The 16,187-nt window shown below is 72.2% G+C and carries 17 protein-coding genes; 6 read left to right on the plus strand and 11 right to left on the minus strand.

Features of this window, described 5'->3' with window-relative positions; translation table 11 throughout:
* Positions 1-194: 194 nt before the first annotated feature.
* Genes O2W53_RS20135 through O2W53_RS20145 form a run of 3 tightly spaced genes read right to left on the minus strand, consistent with a single transcriptional unit; the run spans position 195 to position 4,185 of the window.
* Positions 195-1,373: an amidohydrolase family protein gene (locus O2W53_RS20135; protein WP_269164844.1), complete on the minus strand. Its 1,179-nt coding sequence runs from the start codon at positions 1,371-1,373 to the stop codon at positions 195-197.
* Positions 1,373-2,815 carry an APC family permease gene (locus tag O2W53_RS20140; RefSeq protein ID WP_269164845.1) on the minus strand — a complete coding sequence of 481 codons (1,443 nt, stop codon included), beginning with the start codon at positions 2,813-2,815 and terminating at the stop codon, positions 1,373-1,375. The genes O2W53_RS20135 and O2W53_RS20140 overlap by 1 nt, the downstream gene beginning before the upstream one ends.
* A gap of 44 nt (positions 2,816-2,859) precedes the next feature.
* Complete coding sequence (locus O2W53_RS20145; RefSeq protein ID WP_269164846.1) at positions 2,860-4,185, minus strand: glutamine synthetase family protein; 1,326 nt, start codon at positions 4,183-4,185, stop codon at positions 2,860-2,862.
* 143 nt (positions 4,186-4,328) lie between these two features.
* On the opposite strand from O2W53_RS20145, the gene O2W53_RS20150 reads away from it, so the two are divergent.
* The 4 genes from O2W53_RS20150 to O2W53_RS20165 all read left to right on the plus strand — a co-directional run bounded on the left by O2W53_RS20150 (position 4,329) and on the right by O2W53_RS20165 (position 8,826).
* Complete coding sequence (locus O2W53_RS20150; RefSeq protein ID WP_269164847.1) at positions 4,329-5,141, plus strand: class II glutamine amidotransferase; 813 nt, start codon at positions 4,329-4,331, stop codon at positions 5,139-5,141.
* A 4-nt stretch (positions 5,142-5,145) separates the two neighbouring features.
* Positions 5,146-5,991 (plus strand): MurR/RpiR family transcriptional regulator, encoded by an 846-nt coding sequence (locus O2W53_RS20155; RefSeq protein ID WP_269164848.1) that lies wholly within the window; start codon positions 5,146-5,148, stop codon positions 5,989-5,991.
* 177 nt (positions 5,992-6,168) lie between these two features.
* Complete coding sequence (locus O2W53_RS20160) at positions 6,169-7,104, plus strand: sugar phosphate isomerase/epimerase family protein (protein WP_269164849.1); 936 nt, start codon at positions 6,169-6,171, stop codon at positions 7,102-7,104.
* Between the two features lie 132 nt (positions 7,105-7,236).
* Positions 7,237-8,826, plus strand: a complete 1,590-nt coding sequence (locus tag O2W53_RS20165; RefSeq protein ID WP_269164850.1) for an FMN-binding glutamate synthase family protein — start codon at positions 7,237-7,239, stop codon at positions 8,824-8,826.
* A 19-nt stretch (positions 8,827-8,845) separates the two neighbouring features.
* On the opposite strand, the gene O2W53_RS20170 is transcribed toward O2W53_RS20165, so the two are convergent.
* From O2W53_RS20170 to O2W53_RS20200, 7 genes are all read right to left on the minus strand, one after another.
* Positions 8,846-9,490, minus strand: a complete 645-nt coding sequence (locus O2W53_RS20170; protein WP_269164851.1) for a hypothetical protein — start codon at positions 9,488-9,490, stop codon at positions 8,846-8,848.
* 145 nt (positions 9,491-9,635) lie between these two features.
* Complete coding sequence (locus O2W53_RS20175) at positions 9,636-10,103, minus strand: hypothetical protein (protein ID WP_269164852.1); 468 nt, start codon at positions 10,101-10,103, stop codon at positions 9,636-9,638.
* On the minus strand, positions 10,100-10,507 hold the full coding sequence (locus O2W53_RS20180) for a TadE/TadG family type IV pilus assembly protein (protein ID WP_269164853.1): 408 nt from the start codon (positions 10,505-10,507) through the stop codon (positions 10,100-10,102). Before O2W53_RS20180 ends, O2W53_RS20175 begins: the two co-directional genes overlap by 4 nt.
* On the minus strand, positions 10,497-10,703 hold the full coding sequence (locus O2W53_RS20185) for a hypothetical protein (RefSeq protein WP_269160612.1): 207 nt from the start codon (positions 10,701-10,703) through the stop codon (positions 10,497-10,499). Before O2W53_RS20185 ends, O2W53_RS20180 begins: the two co-directional genes overlap by 11 nt.
* Positions 10,704-10,731: 28 nt before the next feature.
* Positions 10,732-11,673, minus strand: coding sequence for a type II secretion system F family protein (locus O2W53_RS20190; protein ID WP_269164854.1), 942 nt, complete (start codon positions 11,671-11,673; stop codon positions 10,732-10,734).
* Positions 11,670-12,533: a type II secretion system F family protein gene (locus tag O2W53_RS20195; protein ID WP_269164855.1), complete on the minus strand. Its 864-nt coding sequence runs from the start codon at positions 12,531-12,533 to the stop codon at positions 11,670-11,672. The genes O2W53_RS20190 and O2W53_RS20195 overlap by 4 nt, the downstream gene beginning before the upstream one ends.
* Positions 12,530-13,777, minus strand: a complete 1,248-nt coding sequence (locus O2W53_RS20200) for a CpaF family protein (protein ID WP_269164856.1) — start codon at positions 13,775-13,777, stop codon at positions 12,530-12,532. Before O2W53_RS20200 ends, O2W53_RS20195 begins: the two co-directional genes overlap by 4 nt.
* Positions 13,778-13,973: 196 nt before the next feature.
* On the opposite strand from O2W53_RS20200, the gene O2W53_RS20205 reads away from it, so the two are divergent.
* Positions 13,974-14,120: a hypothetical protein gene (locus O2W53_RS20205; RefSeq protein ID WP_269164857.1), complete on the plus strand. Its 147-nt coding sequence runs from the start codon at positions 13,974-13,976 to the stop codon at positions 14,118-14,120.
* 108 nt (positions 14,121-14,228) lie between these two features.
* Here the strand turns inward: O2W53_RS20205 and O2W53_RS20210 are convergent, their stop codons facing one another.
* Positions 14,229-14,696: a hypothetical protein gene (locus tag O2W53_RS20210; RefSeq protein WP_269164858.1), complete on the minus strand. Its 468-nt coding sequence runs from the start codon at positions 14,694-14,696 to the stop codon at positions 14,229-14,231.
* A 360-nt stretch (positions 14,697-15,056) separates the two neighbouring features.
* On the opposite strand from O2W53_RS20210, the gene O2W53_RS20215 reads away from it, so the two are divergent.
* Positions 15,057-16,151: a DUF3152 domain-containing protein gene (locus tag O2W53_RS20215; RefSeq protein ID WP_269164859.1), complete on the plus strand. Its 1,095-nt coding sequence runs from the start codon at positions 15,057-15,059 to the stop codon at positions 16,149-16,151.
* Positions 16,152-16,187: the final 36 nt, after the last annotated feature.

A 16,187-nucleotide genomic window follows, 5' to 3' on the forward strand; every position in this document is an offset into this window, starting at 1 on the left:
CGGAGGCCACGGCTGCGCTGGTACGCGCGCCTGCCGGGCACATCCCGGGGTTCACCCGGAGATGTCGCCGCTGCCACCCATGTCGCTGCTCCCTGGTCGAGGACTGCTGCCCGGCACGCTAGTCACCAGCGGCCCGGGTCGTCACGCCATTTGCCGCGGTGCATGCTCCGTGCGATCGACCTCCGCGACGCGCCTCAGAGCCGGTAGACCCGCTCGGCGTTCTCGTGCGCGATGAGCCGCAGGACCCGCTCGGCGTCGCCCTGGGACCAGTCACCGTCCTGCACCCACTGACCGACGACCCTGCTGATCCCCCGGCGCCACAGCAGCGAGCCGAGGAAGTGCAGCTCGCTGGGTCCCCAGGCGTCCGACGAGTACAGCTGCTTGTGGAAGGGCGCCAGCTCGAGCGACTCGGCGATCAGCTGTGGGCTCTGGCTGCCGACGTAGTTGAGCCCCAGCCCGACGTCGAAGTAGACGTTGTCGAAGACCTGGGCCAGGTATCCGGCCTCACGGTGGTACGGGTAGTTGTGCAGCAGCATCACCGGGACGCCGGAGCCCTCCACCTCTCGCAGCCACGGGGCCAGCAGGAGCGGATTGGCCCGGTGCAGGTCCAGGTCCGGGTCGCCGTAGCCGCTGTGCAGCTGGATGGGCAGCCCCCGGTCCACGCCGCACCAGAGGAGATGGCGCAGGAGCACCGGGTCCTCGATTCGCTGCCGGCCGGTGGTCGTGCCGAGCACCCGCTCGACGGCCCGGACGACCTCGTCGTCGCCGGGCCGTGCGGCGTCGACGTCGAAGCCGAAGCGGTAGGCGAGGATGCTCTTCGTGCCGACCGCCGAGCTGGTCGCCTCGGCGAGACGGGACGGGTACTGCGCCACGAAGGCACGTGCGGAGTCGACCTCGTCCAGGAGTGACTCCGCGACGGTCTCCAGCCGCACCACCTCCCGGGCGCTGGCGGCAGCCACGTCGGCGTGCTCCTCCGGCGACAGCACGGCGTCCCCGAGATACCCCGTCTCGATCAGGTAGGTCGCCGTGCCGCTCGCCCGCAGCAGCCGCCGGTTGACCTCCTCCTCACCCAGCTCGGACCGGTGGTGCCAGTAGTCGTCAGCCGACGCGTGCGGCTGGAGCCCGAGCACCGGCGCGCACCAGCGGCGGATGGCGAAGCCGATCTGCGAGTCGAACTGTGTCGCGACCGTCGACGGCCTGGGCGCCTCGGTGATCATCGACTCGAAGCTCGGGCGGTCCACCCCGGTGCGCAGCGCACCATGGACGTGGTGGTCGACCAGCGCCAGGTCCGCCACCGTGTCCGCCAGCGGACCTCCGAACGCCCGCGCCCCGGCGTGGTCCCAGGGGTACCGCCGCTCCGCAGCCGGGTGCATCAGACCGGCTCGGGGTCGACGACGGTGCGGTCCTCGTCGACCTCGTCCAGCTCCCGGGCCAGCGAGGCGCCGATCCGCTTGGCCAGTCCACCGGCCAGGACGGCGACCAGGAGCCCGAGCAGCACCCACCCGATGGCCACGTAGGCCGGGGAGAAGCCGGTCGCGTCCTTCACGCTGTAGCCGATGACGACCAGGATGAAGCCGCCCCCCAGGGCCGGCAGCACCAGTTCGGCGGCTCGGACGGTGATGACACCGCGGCGCCAGGCCGCGAATACCGCCACCTCGACGAGCAGGTAGACGAACAGCAGGCACGTGGCGCCCACCACGGCGTAGAAGAAGTAGGCGTCGATGGCGGCGTCCCCGGTGCCCATCACCGGCCACCCAGTCAGCCAGGACACGAGGTTGACGACGATGCCGATGCCCGCCATCGCCAGCACCGCGTTCCGGGGGGTCTGGTGCGTCGGGTCGATCTGGGCGAACTGCCGCGGGCCGAAGCCGTCCCGCGCCAAGGCCATGGCCAGCCGTGCCGACGCCATCACCGAGGACAGGTTGGAGGCGAACGCGGACAGCACCGCGGTGAACAGCAGCAGCAGCGCGAACCAGTGGCCGAGGTACCCCTCCCCCAGGTCGCCCAGGGTGTTCCCCGATCCCTGGAACGCGGCCAGCCCCGCCTCGTCGGTGCCGAAGCCGATGGTCTGGGCGAACATGACCAGCACGTACAGCGCGCCGGTGAGCAGGACGGAGCCGAACAGGGCACGCGGGATGTTGCGCCGCGGGTCGTCGGTCTCCTCGCCGAGCGCGGCGCAGGCCTCGAAGCCGGCCCAGGAGAGGAACGCCGCCACGACGGCAGCGAGCACAGCGCTGAGTCCGACGCCGTCCGGGGAGAAGGTGGTGAGGTCGACGCCGGTCTGCTCCGCACCGCCCTGACCGAGGACGGCGGCGACGAGCACCAGCATGGCGGCGATGCCGACGCCCTCGATCACCAGGAGCGACTGGGACACCGTCCGGGTGTCCCGGGTGTTCATGAAGCCGGTGACCAGCAGGCACGCGACGGCCGCGATGCCGAACCCGACGCTCGTGCCCGTTCCCGAGGCCGAGCCGATCAGGGCGTTGAGGAAGGCCCCGAAGACGGCCGCCGTGCAGATCGTGAAGAACAGGTACGTGCCGAAGAGCGCGAACCCGGCCACGAACCCCGCGCGGGGACCCAGCGTCGCCCCGACGAGGGCGTAGGCGCTGCCCGCGTGGTTGTAGCGCTGGGTCAGCCGGATGAACCCGTAGGCGACCAGGGCCACCCCGACGAACCCCAGGGCGAAGACCAGGGGCACCGCCTTGCCGACCGTGCCGATGATGCCCTGGCCGTTGCCGGCCATGGCCAGCGTCGGCCCCATCAGGCCGAGCGAGAGCGCCAGGGCCTCCCACAGTTTGAGCTTGCGCTTGGCCATGTCACTCCTCGGTGTCGGTGCAGGTGGGTGAGGTGGTGCCGGACTCAGGAGGACCAGGCGGACCGGGTGCGCGCATGGAGGTCGGGGCCGGCGTCCAGCGAGGCCTCGTACCGGCGCACCGCGAGGACCGCTGCGTGCAGTTCCGGTCCGAGGACCGCGCGCACCTCCTGGCTCTCCTCGAACATCGCGATGCGGCCAGCGGCATCGCTGGGGAGCGGCACCACGGCCGCGGCCTCTGCCTGCTGCGGGGTGAGCTCCCGGGGATCGACCTCGACGGGGGCCGGCAGGGCCAGCTCGCGTTCGATCCCCGATGCGGCGAACCCGAGGAGCAGCCCGGTGGCCAGATAGGTGTTGGCTCCGGAGTCGACGCACTTGACCTCGACGTTGGCCCCGTGCGGGTTGCCGTTGTTGGCCCGCAGCAGGCGGACGGCGGCCTCGCGGTTCTCGACTCCCCAGCAGGCGGTGGCGCCGGACCAGTGCCCGGGCTGCATGCGTTCGTCCGAGACGACCGTCCCGGCCAGCACGGCGATGCTGCCCGGCAGCTCGCGCACGATGCCGGCCACCGCCCGGGCACCCTCGGTGGTGAGATCCTCGGCGAGGGACCCGCCGCTGAAGAGCGGAACGCCGTCCTTGGTCAGGGACAGGTGCATGTGGGCGCCGTTGCCGGACCCGCCGGCGAACGGCACCGGGGAGAAGGTGTCGCGCAGCCCGTGCGCCCGGGCGACCCGGCCGATCACCGCGCGGGCGAGCAGCACGTCGTCGGCCGCGGCCAGCGGTGTGCGAGGGGGCAACGAGATCTCGAACTGGCCTGTCCCGTACTCCGCGTGCACCTGCTCGACCGGGACACCCGCCGCGTCCAGCCGTTCGCAGAGGTCCGCCGCGAAGTCGCTCAACCCGCTGTAGACCGCAGCCCCGTAGCAGGGCCACCCGTCGCTCTCGCCGAGCAGCCGGCCGTCGGCGCCGAGCAGCCCGAACTCCAGTTCACTGCCTACCAGGGCCTCGATGCCCAGCGACGCCAGCCGGGCGACCTGACGGCGCGTCACGCTGCGCCAGCAGTACGGGGACAGCTCGCCCTGCTGGTCACGGACGTCGGCGGGAGCCCAGCCGAACCCGTGGTCGAGCACCACCGCACGCTCGAGATCGGTGGTGAGTCGCAGGTCGCCGACCACGTTGACCTCCGGGGTCATGGCGATCCCGTTGTCCACGCAGAAGACCGGCCACGTCAACGAGGCGCCCATCCCCGAGCGGGCGAAGGACTCGATGCGGCGAGCCGGGACGGTCTTCGCCCGGATGACGCCGCCGGAGTCGCTGACGACCCCGGTGAGCGTGCGGGCACCGGCATGGCGGAGGCGCTCGGCGAGCTGCTGCACATCGTGATCGCTCGTCGTTGAGGTCGGGAGCACTTGACGCATCCGTTTCGTGAGGGCGATGCTTAACGTGCTTGTAATGCGCATTACAGGTCAGGCGCTGTTTATACCGTCCTGCTGAGCTGTTAGGAAGAGGCCTGGCGACCATGTGCCGACTGCTGGGATACGTCGCCGAGACACCTGTCTCGGCGGTCGACGGACTCGGCCGGACGGACTTCGACACCTTCACCTCGCTGTCCGCCGTGCACGGCGACGGGTGGGGGATGGCCTGGCGAGACCAGGCGAGCCACACCACACGGGCGGCCACCTCGCCGATCTCGGCCGCGGCCGACCCCACCTACACGGCGCTGGCCGACCGGGCCCTCGGCACCGCCGGGTTGGTGCACCTCCGCTGGGCCACCGACGGACTGGCCGTGGGTGCCGAGAACACCCATCCGTTCACGGACGGCGACCACGCCCTCGCCCACAACGGCAGCATCTCCCCCATCGACGAGCTCGAGGCGCTCCTGGGGGAGGACGCCCGAGCCCAGCTGGTGGGCGACACCGACAGCGAGCGCTACTTCCGCCTGGTGCTGCAGTGCATCGAGGAGACCGCGGACGAGCGGGCGGGGGTCGCCCGCGCCGTCGGCATGCTGCGCAGCCACTTCCCGCAGTCCAGCCTGAACGCACTGTTCCTCACCCCGGCGCGGCTCTACGCGGTGCACGTGAACAGTCGGGCGGCCACGCCGCTGGACGACCTGCGACAGGTCTTCGGGTCCGACGACGCGATGCCGCGCGGGCACGCCACCGCCTACTTCGACATGGCCTACAAGGTCTCCGCGACCGCCGTGCACGTCATCTCCAGCGGCCTGCCCGACGAGGGCTGGACACCGGTGCCGCCCGACAGCGTCCTGGCAATCGACCTGACCACCCGGGTCATCGACGTGCTTGATCCCGTTCCGGCCGAACCTGCACAGTGAGCCGGTGTCGATCAGGGATGCGTTGACGGCGGACCTGTCGTCCTTCAGCCCGCAGGAACGGCGGGTGGCCCGGGTCCTGCTGGCGGACTACCCGCGCGCAGCGCTGGGCACCAGCGCCGAACTCGCCGCCACGGCGGGGGTCAGCCCCCCGACCGTCGTCCGCTTCGCCCGCAGCCTCGGGCACACCGGCTTCCCCGCTCTCCAGCAGGCGCTGCTCGAAGAGCTGTCCGAGCGCGTGGCCTCTCCGCTGTCGCTGTACGACAGCACGCGGGCGACCCGTGGTGAGGGGCACTGGCTGGAACGAGGCGTCCAGATCGCGACCGGATCGATCACCCAGTCACTGGGCGCGATCCCGCGGACGGAGCTGGACGCTGCCGTGGACCTGCTCGCCCACCCCAGGATGCGGATCACCGTCGTGGGTGGCCGGTTCTCCGGACACATCGCCGGCTACCTCTCCCTGCACCTGCGACAGATCCGGCCGAACGTCCGACTGCCGGACGAGGACCAGCAGATCGGTGCGGCCGACGTGCTCGACGCCGACAGCAGGGACGTCTTCGTCGTCTACGACTTCCGGCGCTACCAGTCCAGGACGGTGGCCCGAGCCGCACTGCTCGCCGAGGCCGGGGCGCACATCATCTGCGTCACCGACGAGTGGCTCTCCCCCATCGCTCAGGTGGCGGAGGTCGTCCTGCCCACCTCCGTGCGCTCGTCCGGCGCCTTCGACTCCGCGGCGGCAGCCTTCGTCCTCACCGAGCTCCTGGTGGACGCCGTCCTCGACCGGCTCGGCCCGACCGCGGTGGAACGCATGCGGCGCTGGGAGGCTGCCAGCGCGAAGGAGGTGCTGGACTGACGCCCCGGGGCGCGACCGTGTCGTTCCGCCCCGGATTCGTCGGACTTCTGCTTTGCATCTGACGTAAGTGGCCCTAGGTTGTGGCGCACGCCACAGTCGTGTGTGCTCCGCCCCAGCCAGCGGGCGGCCTCCCAGCGGCGGTGTCGTGTGCCCACGTGACCAGCCAAGGGGGAAACCGTGAAGTTGCCGATCGGCCTGCGGGCCGTGCTCGTCGCCGTCCTGTCCGCGTTGCTGTTCGTCGGCGTCGCCGGTACGGCGAGCGCCGCCCCACCGTCGAAGGGAGCAGCGGCCGCGGAGTGCGCCGAGCGTGGCGTGCCGCTCAGCAAGATCTCGATCCAGCTCTACACGTTCGCCGACTACCTCAGCAGTGGCACCGACGAGCAGGCGCGCCACGAGGAGGTCCTGCGCCGGCTGGCCGAGATGGGCTACCGGAACGTCGAGCCGTACACGCTCAGCGGCTGGACCGCCGAGGAGTACGCCGCCCTCTTGGACGAGTACGGCCTGAAGGCGTCAGCCCGGCACGTCGACGTGGGCTCCCCCGCGAACCCCGCGGACATCGAGCAGATCATCGAGGACAACCGCGTCCTCGGCATCAAGTACTTCGGCTCGGGCAGCACCGCGGGCGCGCCGTGGATCGGCGAGCTCACCACCGAGGCCGACTGGATCGCCTACGCCGAGTACCTCGACGCCGTCGGTGAGCAGGCGCGCAAGGCCGGCCAGACGCTGTTCATCCACAACCACGACTTCGAGTTCACGACCGTCTTCGGCGACCGCACCGCCTTCGACATCCTGATGCAGCACACCCAGAAGAAGAACGTGGTCTCCCAGCTCGACCTGTACTGGGTCGCCTACGCCGGCCTCGACCCGGTCGACGTCGTCGAGGAGTACGGCAAGCGGATCCAGCTGCTCCACGTCAAGGACCTCAACCCGGAGCTGGACAACCGGATCGAGATCGTGGGCCGCGGGTCCCTCGACTTCCCGGCGATCTTCGATGCCGCCCACCGCGTCCGCTACTACGTCGTCGAGCACGACCCGCGCTTCGGCGACCCGACGTTCGACCCCTTCGAGGCCGCACAGGTGGGCTTGGACTACCTCACCTCCGTGACCTACTGAGGCAGCACCATCCCGCAGGGGGCGGTCCCGGTCAGCCGGGACCGCCCCCTCGCGCGTGTGCGGCTGGTCCCACCGCAGCAGGGTCGGGCCTGAACCGGCCCCGAACCAGCCGCCGGCGCGTCATAGTGGTCCATGACCTGGGCCACCCGCGCCGCGGCCGCCGGACTCTCCGCCCTCGCCGGGGTCGCCGCCCGCGACCTCCTGCAACGCGAGCACACCCTGCTGCGCAACTTCCCGGTGCTCGGCCGGGCCCGCTACCTGCTGGAGTCCATCGGACCGGAGATGCGGCAGTACCTGGTGGCCGGCAACAACGAGGAGCGGCCGTTCACCCGCGACCAGCGGCGCTGGGTGTACGCCTCGGCGAAGAAGCAGAACAACTACTTCGGCTTCGGCACCGACAACGACCTCGAGTTCACCGCCGGCTACCCGGTGATCAACCACCGCACCTTCGGCCACGCCGTCCCGGCCACCACCGCGCAGGCCGGGCAGGAGACGCCGCTGCCCAGCGCCAAGGTGCTCGGCGCCGCCCGCGGGCGGGCGCACGCGTTCCGGCCGCAGTCGGTCGTGAACATCTCCGCGATGAGCTTCGGCTCGCTGTCGGGTCAGGCGGTGGAGGCGCTGAACCGCGGTGCCGCGCTGGCCGGTTGCCTGCACAACAGCGGCGAGGGCGGGGTGTCCCCGCACCACCGGCACGGCGGTGAGCTGGTGTTCCAGCTCGGGACGGCGTACTTCGGCTGCCGCGACGAGCACGGCCGCTTCGACCTCGCCCGGCTCAAGGACCTGGTCGCCTCCGCCCCCGTCCGCGCCCTGGAGATCAAGCTCAGCCAGGGCGCCAAGCCCGGCCTCGGCGGCGTGCTGCCCGCGGCCAAGGTCTCCGCCGAGATCGCCGCCACCCGCGGAGTCCCGGAGGGCGTCGACTGCATCAGCCCGTCCCGGCACGCCGAGTTCTCCGACACCGACAGCCTGCTCGACTGGGTCGAGCTGCTCGCCACCGAGACCGGGCTGCCGGTCGGCATCAAGTCCGCCGTCGGCGACATGGGCTTCTGGCACGAGCTCACCGAGCTGATGTCCAACGCCGGCCGGGGCGTGGACTTCGTGACCATCGACGGCGGCGAGGGCGGCACCGGCGCCGCGCCGTTGATCTTCACCGACTCGGTCTCGCTGCCCTTCCAGCTGGGCTTCGCCCGGGTCTACTCGACCTTCGCCCGGGCCGGGCTGCACGAGCAGGTCACCTTCATCGGCGGCGGCAAGCTCGGCCTGCCCGACAACGCGACCATCGCCTTCGCCCTCGGCTGCGACCTGGTCAACGTCGCCCGCGAGGCGATGCTGGCGATCGGCTGCATCCAGGCCCAGAAGTGCCACACCGACACCTGCCCCACCGGCGTCGCCACCCAGAACACCTGGCTCGCCCACGGCCTCGACCCGGCGCTGAAGTCGGTCCGGGCGAGTACCTACATCCAGACGCTCCGGCGCGACCTGATCAGGGTCGCCGAGGCCTGCGGCGTGGAGCATCCCAGCCTCATCGACACCTCGGCGGTCGAGATCCTCACCGGCCGCACTGCCTCGCGCCCGCTCTCCGAGGTCTACGAGTACGAGCCGACCTGGGGACTGCCCTCGGCGGCCGACCGCGAGCAGATCGTGCGGCTGATGACCGGCGAGGCACCGCAAGGCGGCAGCGCCCCGCCGTCCACCACCGCTGTCGACGGCCCGCCCGCGGGCTGACCCGAGCCATCAGATGCCGTCACGGGACGACGACGCTGGCACAGACGACGTTCGCCCGACCACTGCCACACGACGGCGGCTGAACACTCTGGTCACCTCGCCAGGCCATGACCGTCACCTCGGGCGTGCCCGGAGGCAAGAGCACGTCCAGCACCTGCTCGACGCGCCCGGTCTCATCCGGCCTCATGACGCTCTCGTAGAGCTGGCCGTCCGTCCGTGCCCCCATGACGAGCACCACCACCGACTGCGCCTCGTCGAGGCTCCCGGCTCCCACCGTGAAAGACAGGACCGTCCTCGTCTCCCCCGGCACGAGGGAGAGCGAGGTGACGGCGGGGTGCGCGGCGTAGTCGGCGGCGCCAGCCGCCGCGAAGAGGGCGCACAGCAGCCCCCCGACGTAGCAGGCGGCGCCCGCTCCGAGGGCTGCGACCTCGAGTGCGGCCACCTGCACCATCAGCGCCGTCAGGCTCGCGAGAACGGCGAGGATGGCCAGGGCCCCGGCGGCCAGCAGCAGCTCCTGCGCCGAGTCGTCGTCAAACAGCAGGTTGATCCGCTCGCTGTTGACACCCAGGGCCGCGAGCAGGCCTCCGACAGCGGCGACCGCACCGATGAGCGTCGTGGCGACTCGATCGAGGTTGGCATCCAACCGGTCGGCTGTCGTGATCACGCGGCGCCTCCACGCTCGGTGTGCCGTCCGATTCGCGACACCCCGAGTCGGCGACGCCGCGGAGCATCCTCCCTCGTGGCCCGCACCTCAAGGGCTGCGGTACACGCGGGATGGGCCGCACCAGGCACGGCCCGACCAGGTCCGGTCAGCCGTCGACGTAGCGGTCGCGTTCGACGAGGAACTGGCCGGTGGCGGTGTTGGCGTCGATGAACTCCGGCAGCAGCGGGATCCGCACGGTCACCGTCACGCACACCGAGAACTCCTCCCCCGGCACCAGCGACGGCGCATAGCTGCCCGCCGCCTCGCACCCGGCGCCGGCCGGCGCGTAGGCCAGGACGACGTCGGTCGCCTCCACCGACTGGTCGGCCACCGCGATCCCAACCGCCGCCTCCGCCCGCGCCTGCCCGGTCGACACGTCCGGCGCGGTCGCGATCGCCCGCCCTGCCTCCCGGGCTGCCGCGTTCGCCGCGAACACCCCGCGCTGCACCGCCGAGAACCCGGCCACGATGTAGACCAGCGGCAAACCCACCACCAGCGCGATGAACACGAACTCCACGATCGCCGACCCCCGCTCAGAGCCACCGACACCCAGCCGCGCACGGAACCAGGTCACGGCAACTCCGCCACCGAGCGCCCGGTCGCCGTCAGCGGCAGCAAGTCACCCAGCGGGGCGAACAGACTCGGCACGGCGCCGACGCACCGGACGACGACCAGCGTCAGCCCGCTGTCGTCGACCTCCTGCACCGACTCGCACGCCAACCCGGCCGCCGTCCCCGGCGAGGTCGCCTGGCCGACGATCTCCAGCGTCCGGGCCGCACCCGCCTCGGTGGGCACGTCGACGTTGGCCGCGTACCGGGCACCCTGCTGCGCACTGGCCACCACCACGTTGCGCAGGTGCACGTAGACCGCCACCTGCAACACCGCCAGCAACAGCGCCACGACCAGCACGCCGACCAGCACGAAGTCGACGACCGCGCTCCCCCGCTCGCCGTCGTCCGTCAGCCGCTTACGGCGCACTCGTCACGGACTCCAGCGCGTTCGACACCGCCTCCACGATCGCCGCGCGGAACGGCACGAGGATCGCCAGCACCAGCGCGGCGGTCATCACCGTGATCATCACCCAGCCCGGGACGTCGCCCCGCTCGGGATCGTCCTCCCGCAGCCGGGCCGCCAGCGCAGCCAGCGCGGTCAGAAGGAACGCGTAGGCACGCATCCGTGGTCCTCTCTGTCGGTCACCGGCGTCACTGCGCCAGCGAGACGATGCTGATCAACCCCGGGTACAGGGCGAACAGGACGGTGACGGGCAGCACCAGGAACACGACCGGGACCATCATCGCGATCTCCTTGCGCCCGCCTGCTTCGAGCAGCCGGCGCTTGCCGGCCTCTCGGACGTCGGCGGCCTGGGCCCGCAGCACCTCGGCCAGCGGGGTGCCGCGCTCGATGGCCACGATCAGTCCGTCGACGAACCGGGCCAGCGGGTCCAGTGAGGTGCGGTCGGCCAGCTGCTGCAGCGCATCGACCAGCGGCACCCCGGCGCGGGCCCGGGCCAGGGTCGCGCCCAGCTCCCGGGCCAGCTCGCCGCCGGAGAGCCGGGTGACCCGGGCGATCGCCGCGGTCGGGCTCTCCCCGGCGGTCACGGCCAGCGCCAGCAGCTCGGCGACCACCGGGAACTCGGCCAGCAGCAGCTCCTCGCGCCGCTGTACCTGCTGGGTCAGCCACCAGTCCCGGCCCAGCACGCCGCCGACCAGCCCGGCCACGCACAGCAGCACGACCGACAGCAGGTTCACCGTCCCGGCCAGCGCCGACCCCAGCACGGCCAGGACGGCGGCGCCCAGCAGCCCGAGCCCGCCCCACACCACCTGCTCGATCCGGAAGTCCTCCACGGTCGCGTCGGCGTTCAGCGCGTCGAGGCGCCGCCGCACCGCCACCCGGCCACCGAGCAGCCGATCGACGTGGCGCCCGCCGTCGGCCAGCACCGGGCCGAACACCCGCCGGGCGGCGCTGAGCACCCCCGGCTGGGTGGCGGTGCCCAGAAGTCGGGACGGCGCCGGGCTGTCGTGCACGTAGGGCGCCAGCCGGTCGACCAGCCGCACCTGCCGGAACGGCGGCGCGAAGCTCACCGCCAGCAGCACGCCGGTGGCCGCGACCAGCCCCAGCAGCATGCCGGTCAGCCCGGCGCTCACTGGAGCACCCGCACGTCCTCGGGCAACCGCCCGATCTTCAGCATCAGCCGGTAGGCCAGCAGGCACACCCCGCCGCCGATGAGCAGCAGCGCCGTCCCGACCGGGCTGTCGTAGGCGGTCAACGTCTGCTGCTGGGTGGCGAGCAGGAGCAGCACCACCCACGGCGCGGCCACGGCCAGCCGGGCGGCCTGGATCACCCAGCCCTGCCGGGTCTCCAACTCGGCACGGGCCCGGGCGTCCTCGCGGAGGAACGCGGCCAGGGTGCGCAGCACCCGACCCAGGTCACTGCCGCCCACCTCGCGGGCCACCCGCAGCGTCTCCACGATCCGATCGCCCACCGGATCGGCCAGGTCGTCCTTCAGTCGGTCGAGGGCGTCACTGAACCGGCCGCTGGAGCGGTGGTCGGCGGCGAACCGGGCGAAGGAGCCCCGCAGCACCTCCGGGCCACGGACGGCGAGCGCGGACAAGGCCTCGGGCAACGAGAGCCCGGCGCGCACCGCCGACGCCAGGTTGTCCACGACCTCCGGCCACACCTCGCGCAGGTCGGCCCGGCGCTTGGCGGCCAGCCGGCGCACCAGCAGGTACGGCACCGCCGAGCCGAAGACGCCGAACGCCAGGCTGATCGTCACCGTCTGCGTGGTCAGCAGCACCAGCAGGAGACAGGCGATCCCCAGGGCGACCTGCAGGGCGAGCAGCTGGGCGGAGTTGATCCCGGTGAGCCCGGCGGCGGCCAGCAGCTGCTGACGCCGTCCCGGCCGGGACGTGCCCGCCCGCCGGACCGGCGCCCGGGCGCCGCTGCGCGAGATCAGCAGCAGACCGACGCCGAGGGCCAGCCCGAGCAGGCCGCCGGGCACGCTCACGCGGTCCGCCGCTCGTCCGGGTCACCCAGCAACGCGGCCAGGTCGAAGCCGTGGGCGGCGTACCGGTCGGCGTGCGGCGGGTAGCCGTCGGCGCGGACCAGCCGTCCGTCGCGGGTGGTGAAGACGTCGGCGGTCTCGACGACGCTGCCCTCGGTCCGGCCGGGCAGCGCCACGACCTCGCGCAGCCGCCGCGCACCGCTGGGCTCGGTGCCCACATGCACCACGAGGTCGACGCTGGAGGCCACGGTCGGGACGACGAAGGCGTGCCCGATGTTCTCCCCGGCCAGCAGCGGCAGGGTGCACATCTTGACCACGGCCTCCCGAGCACTGTTGGCGTGCAGGGTGCACATCCCGGGCAGGCCGCTGTTCAACGCGATCAGCAGGTCCAGGCACTCCTCCTGGCGCACCTCGCCGACGACCAGCCGGGAGGGCCGCATCCGCAGCGCTTCCTTGACCAGTCGGCGCAGCGGGATCTCTCCGGCGCCCTCGAGGTTGGCCTGCCGGGTCTGCATCGCCACGACGTCGGGCAGCGGCACCCGCAGTTCGAAGACCTCTTCGCAGGTGACCACCCGCTCGCGGGCCGGCACGGCCGCGCACAGGCAGTTCAGCATCGTGGTCTTGCCGGCCTGGGTGCCGCCGGAGACCAGGATGTTGAGCCCGGCGGCGACCGACGCCTCCAGGAACCGAGCGACCTGCGAGGTCAGCGTGCCCAGCGCGACCAGCTCGTCGAGCGAGTGCGCCTGGAGCACGAACTTCCGGATGTTGACCGCCATGTGCCGGCGGGTCACGTCCGGGATGACGACGTGGAGCCGAGAGCCGTCGGGCAGCATCGCGTCGACGAACGGCGTGGACATGTCGATCCGCCGACCCGAGCTGCGCAGCATCCGCTCGACCAGGTCCGCCAGCTGCCCGGCACCCAGGATCGTCGTGGTCAGCTCACTGCGCCCGCGGCGGGCGACGAACACCCGGCCCGGCTCGTTGACCCAGATCTCCTCGACCTCGGGGTCGTCCAGCCACCGCTGCAGCGGCCCGTAGCCAGCCACCCGGTCCAACACGTCGCGGACGACGCCCTCCGGGTCACCGACCGGCGGCAGCGTGGAGGACAGCGAGCGCTCGGAGTAGTCGGCGACGACGTCCCGCACCAGCATCCGCACCGGCCCGGGATCACCGAACGGGTCCAGCCCCCGGCGCCGGATCAGCTCCCGGACCTCGCCGTCGACGAGATCGACGGCAGAGCTCGCCACCGGCACGACACCCCCGTTGAGCAGCCACTTGGTCGGTTGAGTGCCGTGACTGTAAGGGGACGATCCGGTCTCGCGGGAAGCCCTGTGGACAAGGAGTGACTGCTCACCCGGACGGTTCACCCGATCAAGCGACGCCTGCGTCGACATCCACTCGATGCCAGCGTCTCTGGACGCGGCTCTCTACGTCGTCGCCGGCGTGACCCCCACATCCACCCGCACGCTGGCGATGAGCCCGGCGACCGCGCGCACCCACGTCGGCCGGGTGCTCAGCGCGCTCGGCGCCCGCGACCGGGCGCAGCTCGCCGCCCTCGCCTGGCGCACCGGCCTGCTCCCGCGGGCCTGAGGTCGCGAGTCGGCGCCCTGACCTGCCGACTCGTCGGTTGAGTGCAGTGCCCGTAACGAACGCCGGGCCGCCTCCCCGAGTCGGGAAGCGGCCCGGCACCGGAGCCGATCAGGCGCGAGTGGCGCCGTGCGGCCCCTCCGGCCGTACCGCGTCGTCCTGGCGGCCGGCCTCGTGGCCCTCGACCACCTCGCGCCGGTCACCGTCCTCCAGGCGGGCGTGCCCGCCCTCGGACTGCGCCAGCCCCGGGGCGAGCTTCTCCGCCTTGGCCTTCAGCTCCGCGGCCATCGACCGTTCCTGCTGCGCGTGGACGGTGTGCTCGTGCGCCTCCCGCTCGGCCAGCGCGGTGCGCTCCTCGACCTCCGCGCGCTCGCGCCGGGCCCGGGCGGCCTGCTCGTCGGCGAGCGCTTGCTCCTTGTCCGCGCGAGCGGCGAGCAGCTCCGCCTCCCGCAGGTGCTCGAGGGCCTGCTCGCGCTTGCGCTCCTTGCTCACCCCGCCGCGCTTGGTGATCGCCAACGCGACGAGCGCCAGCACGATCAGCACGGCGATGACGATGACGATGATCAGCCAGGTGTCCACAGGGTCCTCCTCGAACGGTGGAGCGCAGATGCCCCGTGGTGATCAACGGGAAACCCGGCCGCACAGGGGGGACGGCCGTGCTCGCGATCGCCACGAGCGATCCCCGACTCCTGTTAGCCACGGTGGTTACCGTCGCTGTACCGACGACCTTCTGGCGTTCCCGCAGGTCAGCGGCGCGCTCTGTGGCAACGCGCTCCTCTCGGCACACCGCAGGGCTCGCGGACCACCCGGTCGGCTCGCTACGGTGCGAAGGGAAGGTCGGCGGGGCCGGCGCTGCACACCCTCGGTCCGGACCGACTCCGCGCGGGAGGACACGCGCAGGAGCGCCACCGTGGTCCCTGCGCAGGGATGAGGTGGCAGATGAACCGGTACGCGACGACCGTCCTGGCCGCACTGATCGCGATCGCGACGGTGCTGGTCCCGGGGGCCAGCACCGCCCAGGCTGCAGAACGGACGATCACCTACACCGTGTCCACGCGCGGCTCGGTCGCCGGCGACCTCGGGCACTTCTCCGCCGTGGCGGCTGACACGCTGACCGACAACCGCGGCTGGAGCCTCGGCGGCACGCTCGCCTTCCAGCAGGTCCCTTCCGGCGCCGACTTCGACCTCGTCCTCGCCTCGCCCGCCGTGGTCGGGAACGCCGCACCCGGGTGCAGCAGCACGTGGAGCTGCCGGGTCGAGCGCACCGTCTACATCAACGACGAGCGGTGGCGCCTGGCCACGAGCTCCTGGAGCTTCGGGCTCCCGCTGTACCAGCAGTACGTGATCCTGCACGAGGTCGGGCACTGGCTCGGCCTCGGGCACCGGGACTGCCCGACCGGGGGCCAGACGGCCCCGGTGATGCAGCAGCAGTCCATCTCGCTGCAGGGTTGCCTGGCCAACGTCTGGCCGCTTATCGCCGAACGGGAGCAGGCCGCGCGCACTCAGGGCGTGTCGGTGAACTGGTCGGCCATCGAGCAGGTGTACCGGGCGTTGGGCCAGGCCGGCGGGCTGCTCGGGCCCCCGGTGACCTGGGAGCTGTCGACCCCGGACGAGGTCGGCCGGTACCAGCACTACGCCGGTCAGGGCGGGGCCTCGATCTACTGGACCCCCGGCACCGGAGCCCACGAGGTCTACGGCGCCATCCGCAACCGCTGGGCCGAGCTGGACTGGGAACAGGGCCCGATGGGCTACCCGATCACCGGCGAACGGGCCACCCCCGACGGCGTCGGCCGCTACAACCACTTCAGCCGGCCGAGCGGCGCCTCCATCTACTGGACCCCCAGCACCGGAGCCCACGAGGTCTACGGCGCCATCCGCAACCGCTGGGCCAAGCTGGACTGGGAACAGGGCCCGCTGGGCTACCCGGTGAGCGGGGAGTACGACGTCGAGGGCGGGCGCCGCAGCGACTTCCAGGGCGGGTCCATCGTGTGGGACCGGGCCACGGGCAGCACCGAGGTGCTGTCGGCGGACTGATCGCCGACCGCACGGCCGACCGGGGGTTGTCGGCGA

It is taken from the genome of Modestobacter sp. VKM Ac-2978 (assembly GCF_026968025.1).
GTDB lineage: Bacteria > Actinomycetota > Actinomycetes > Mycobacteriales > Geodermatophilaceae > Modestobacter.

Bases quoted from the DNA above. Each gene is read 5' to 3' on its own strand.
- O2W53_RS20215 (WP_269164859.1), top strand. From the start codon at position 15,057: ATGAACCGGTACGCGACGACCGTCCTGGCCGCACTGATCGCGATCGCG.
- O2W53_RS20185 (WP_269160612.1), bottom strand. From the start codon at position 10,703: ATGCGTGCCTACGCGTTCCTTCTGACCGCGCTGGCTGCGCTGGCGGCC.
- O2W53_RS20150 (WP_269164847.1), top strand. From the start codon at position 4,329: ATGTGCCGACTGCTGGGATACGTCGCCGAGACACCTGTCTCGGCGGTC.
- O2W53_RS20140 (WP_269164845.1), bottom strand. From the start codon at position 2,815: ATGGCCAAGCGCAAGCTCAAACTGTGGGAGGCCCTGGCGCTCTCGCTC.
- O2W53_RS20135 (WP_269164844.1), bottom strand. From the start codon at position 1,373: ATGCACCCGGCTGCGGAGCGGCGGTACCCCTGGGACCACGCCGGGGCG.
- O2W53_RS20165 (WP_269164850.1), top strand. From the start codon at position 7,237: ATGACCTGGGCCACCCGCGCCGCGGCCGCCGGACTCTCCGCCCTCGCC.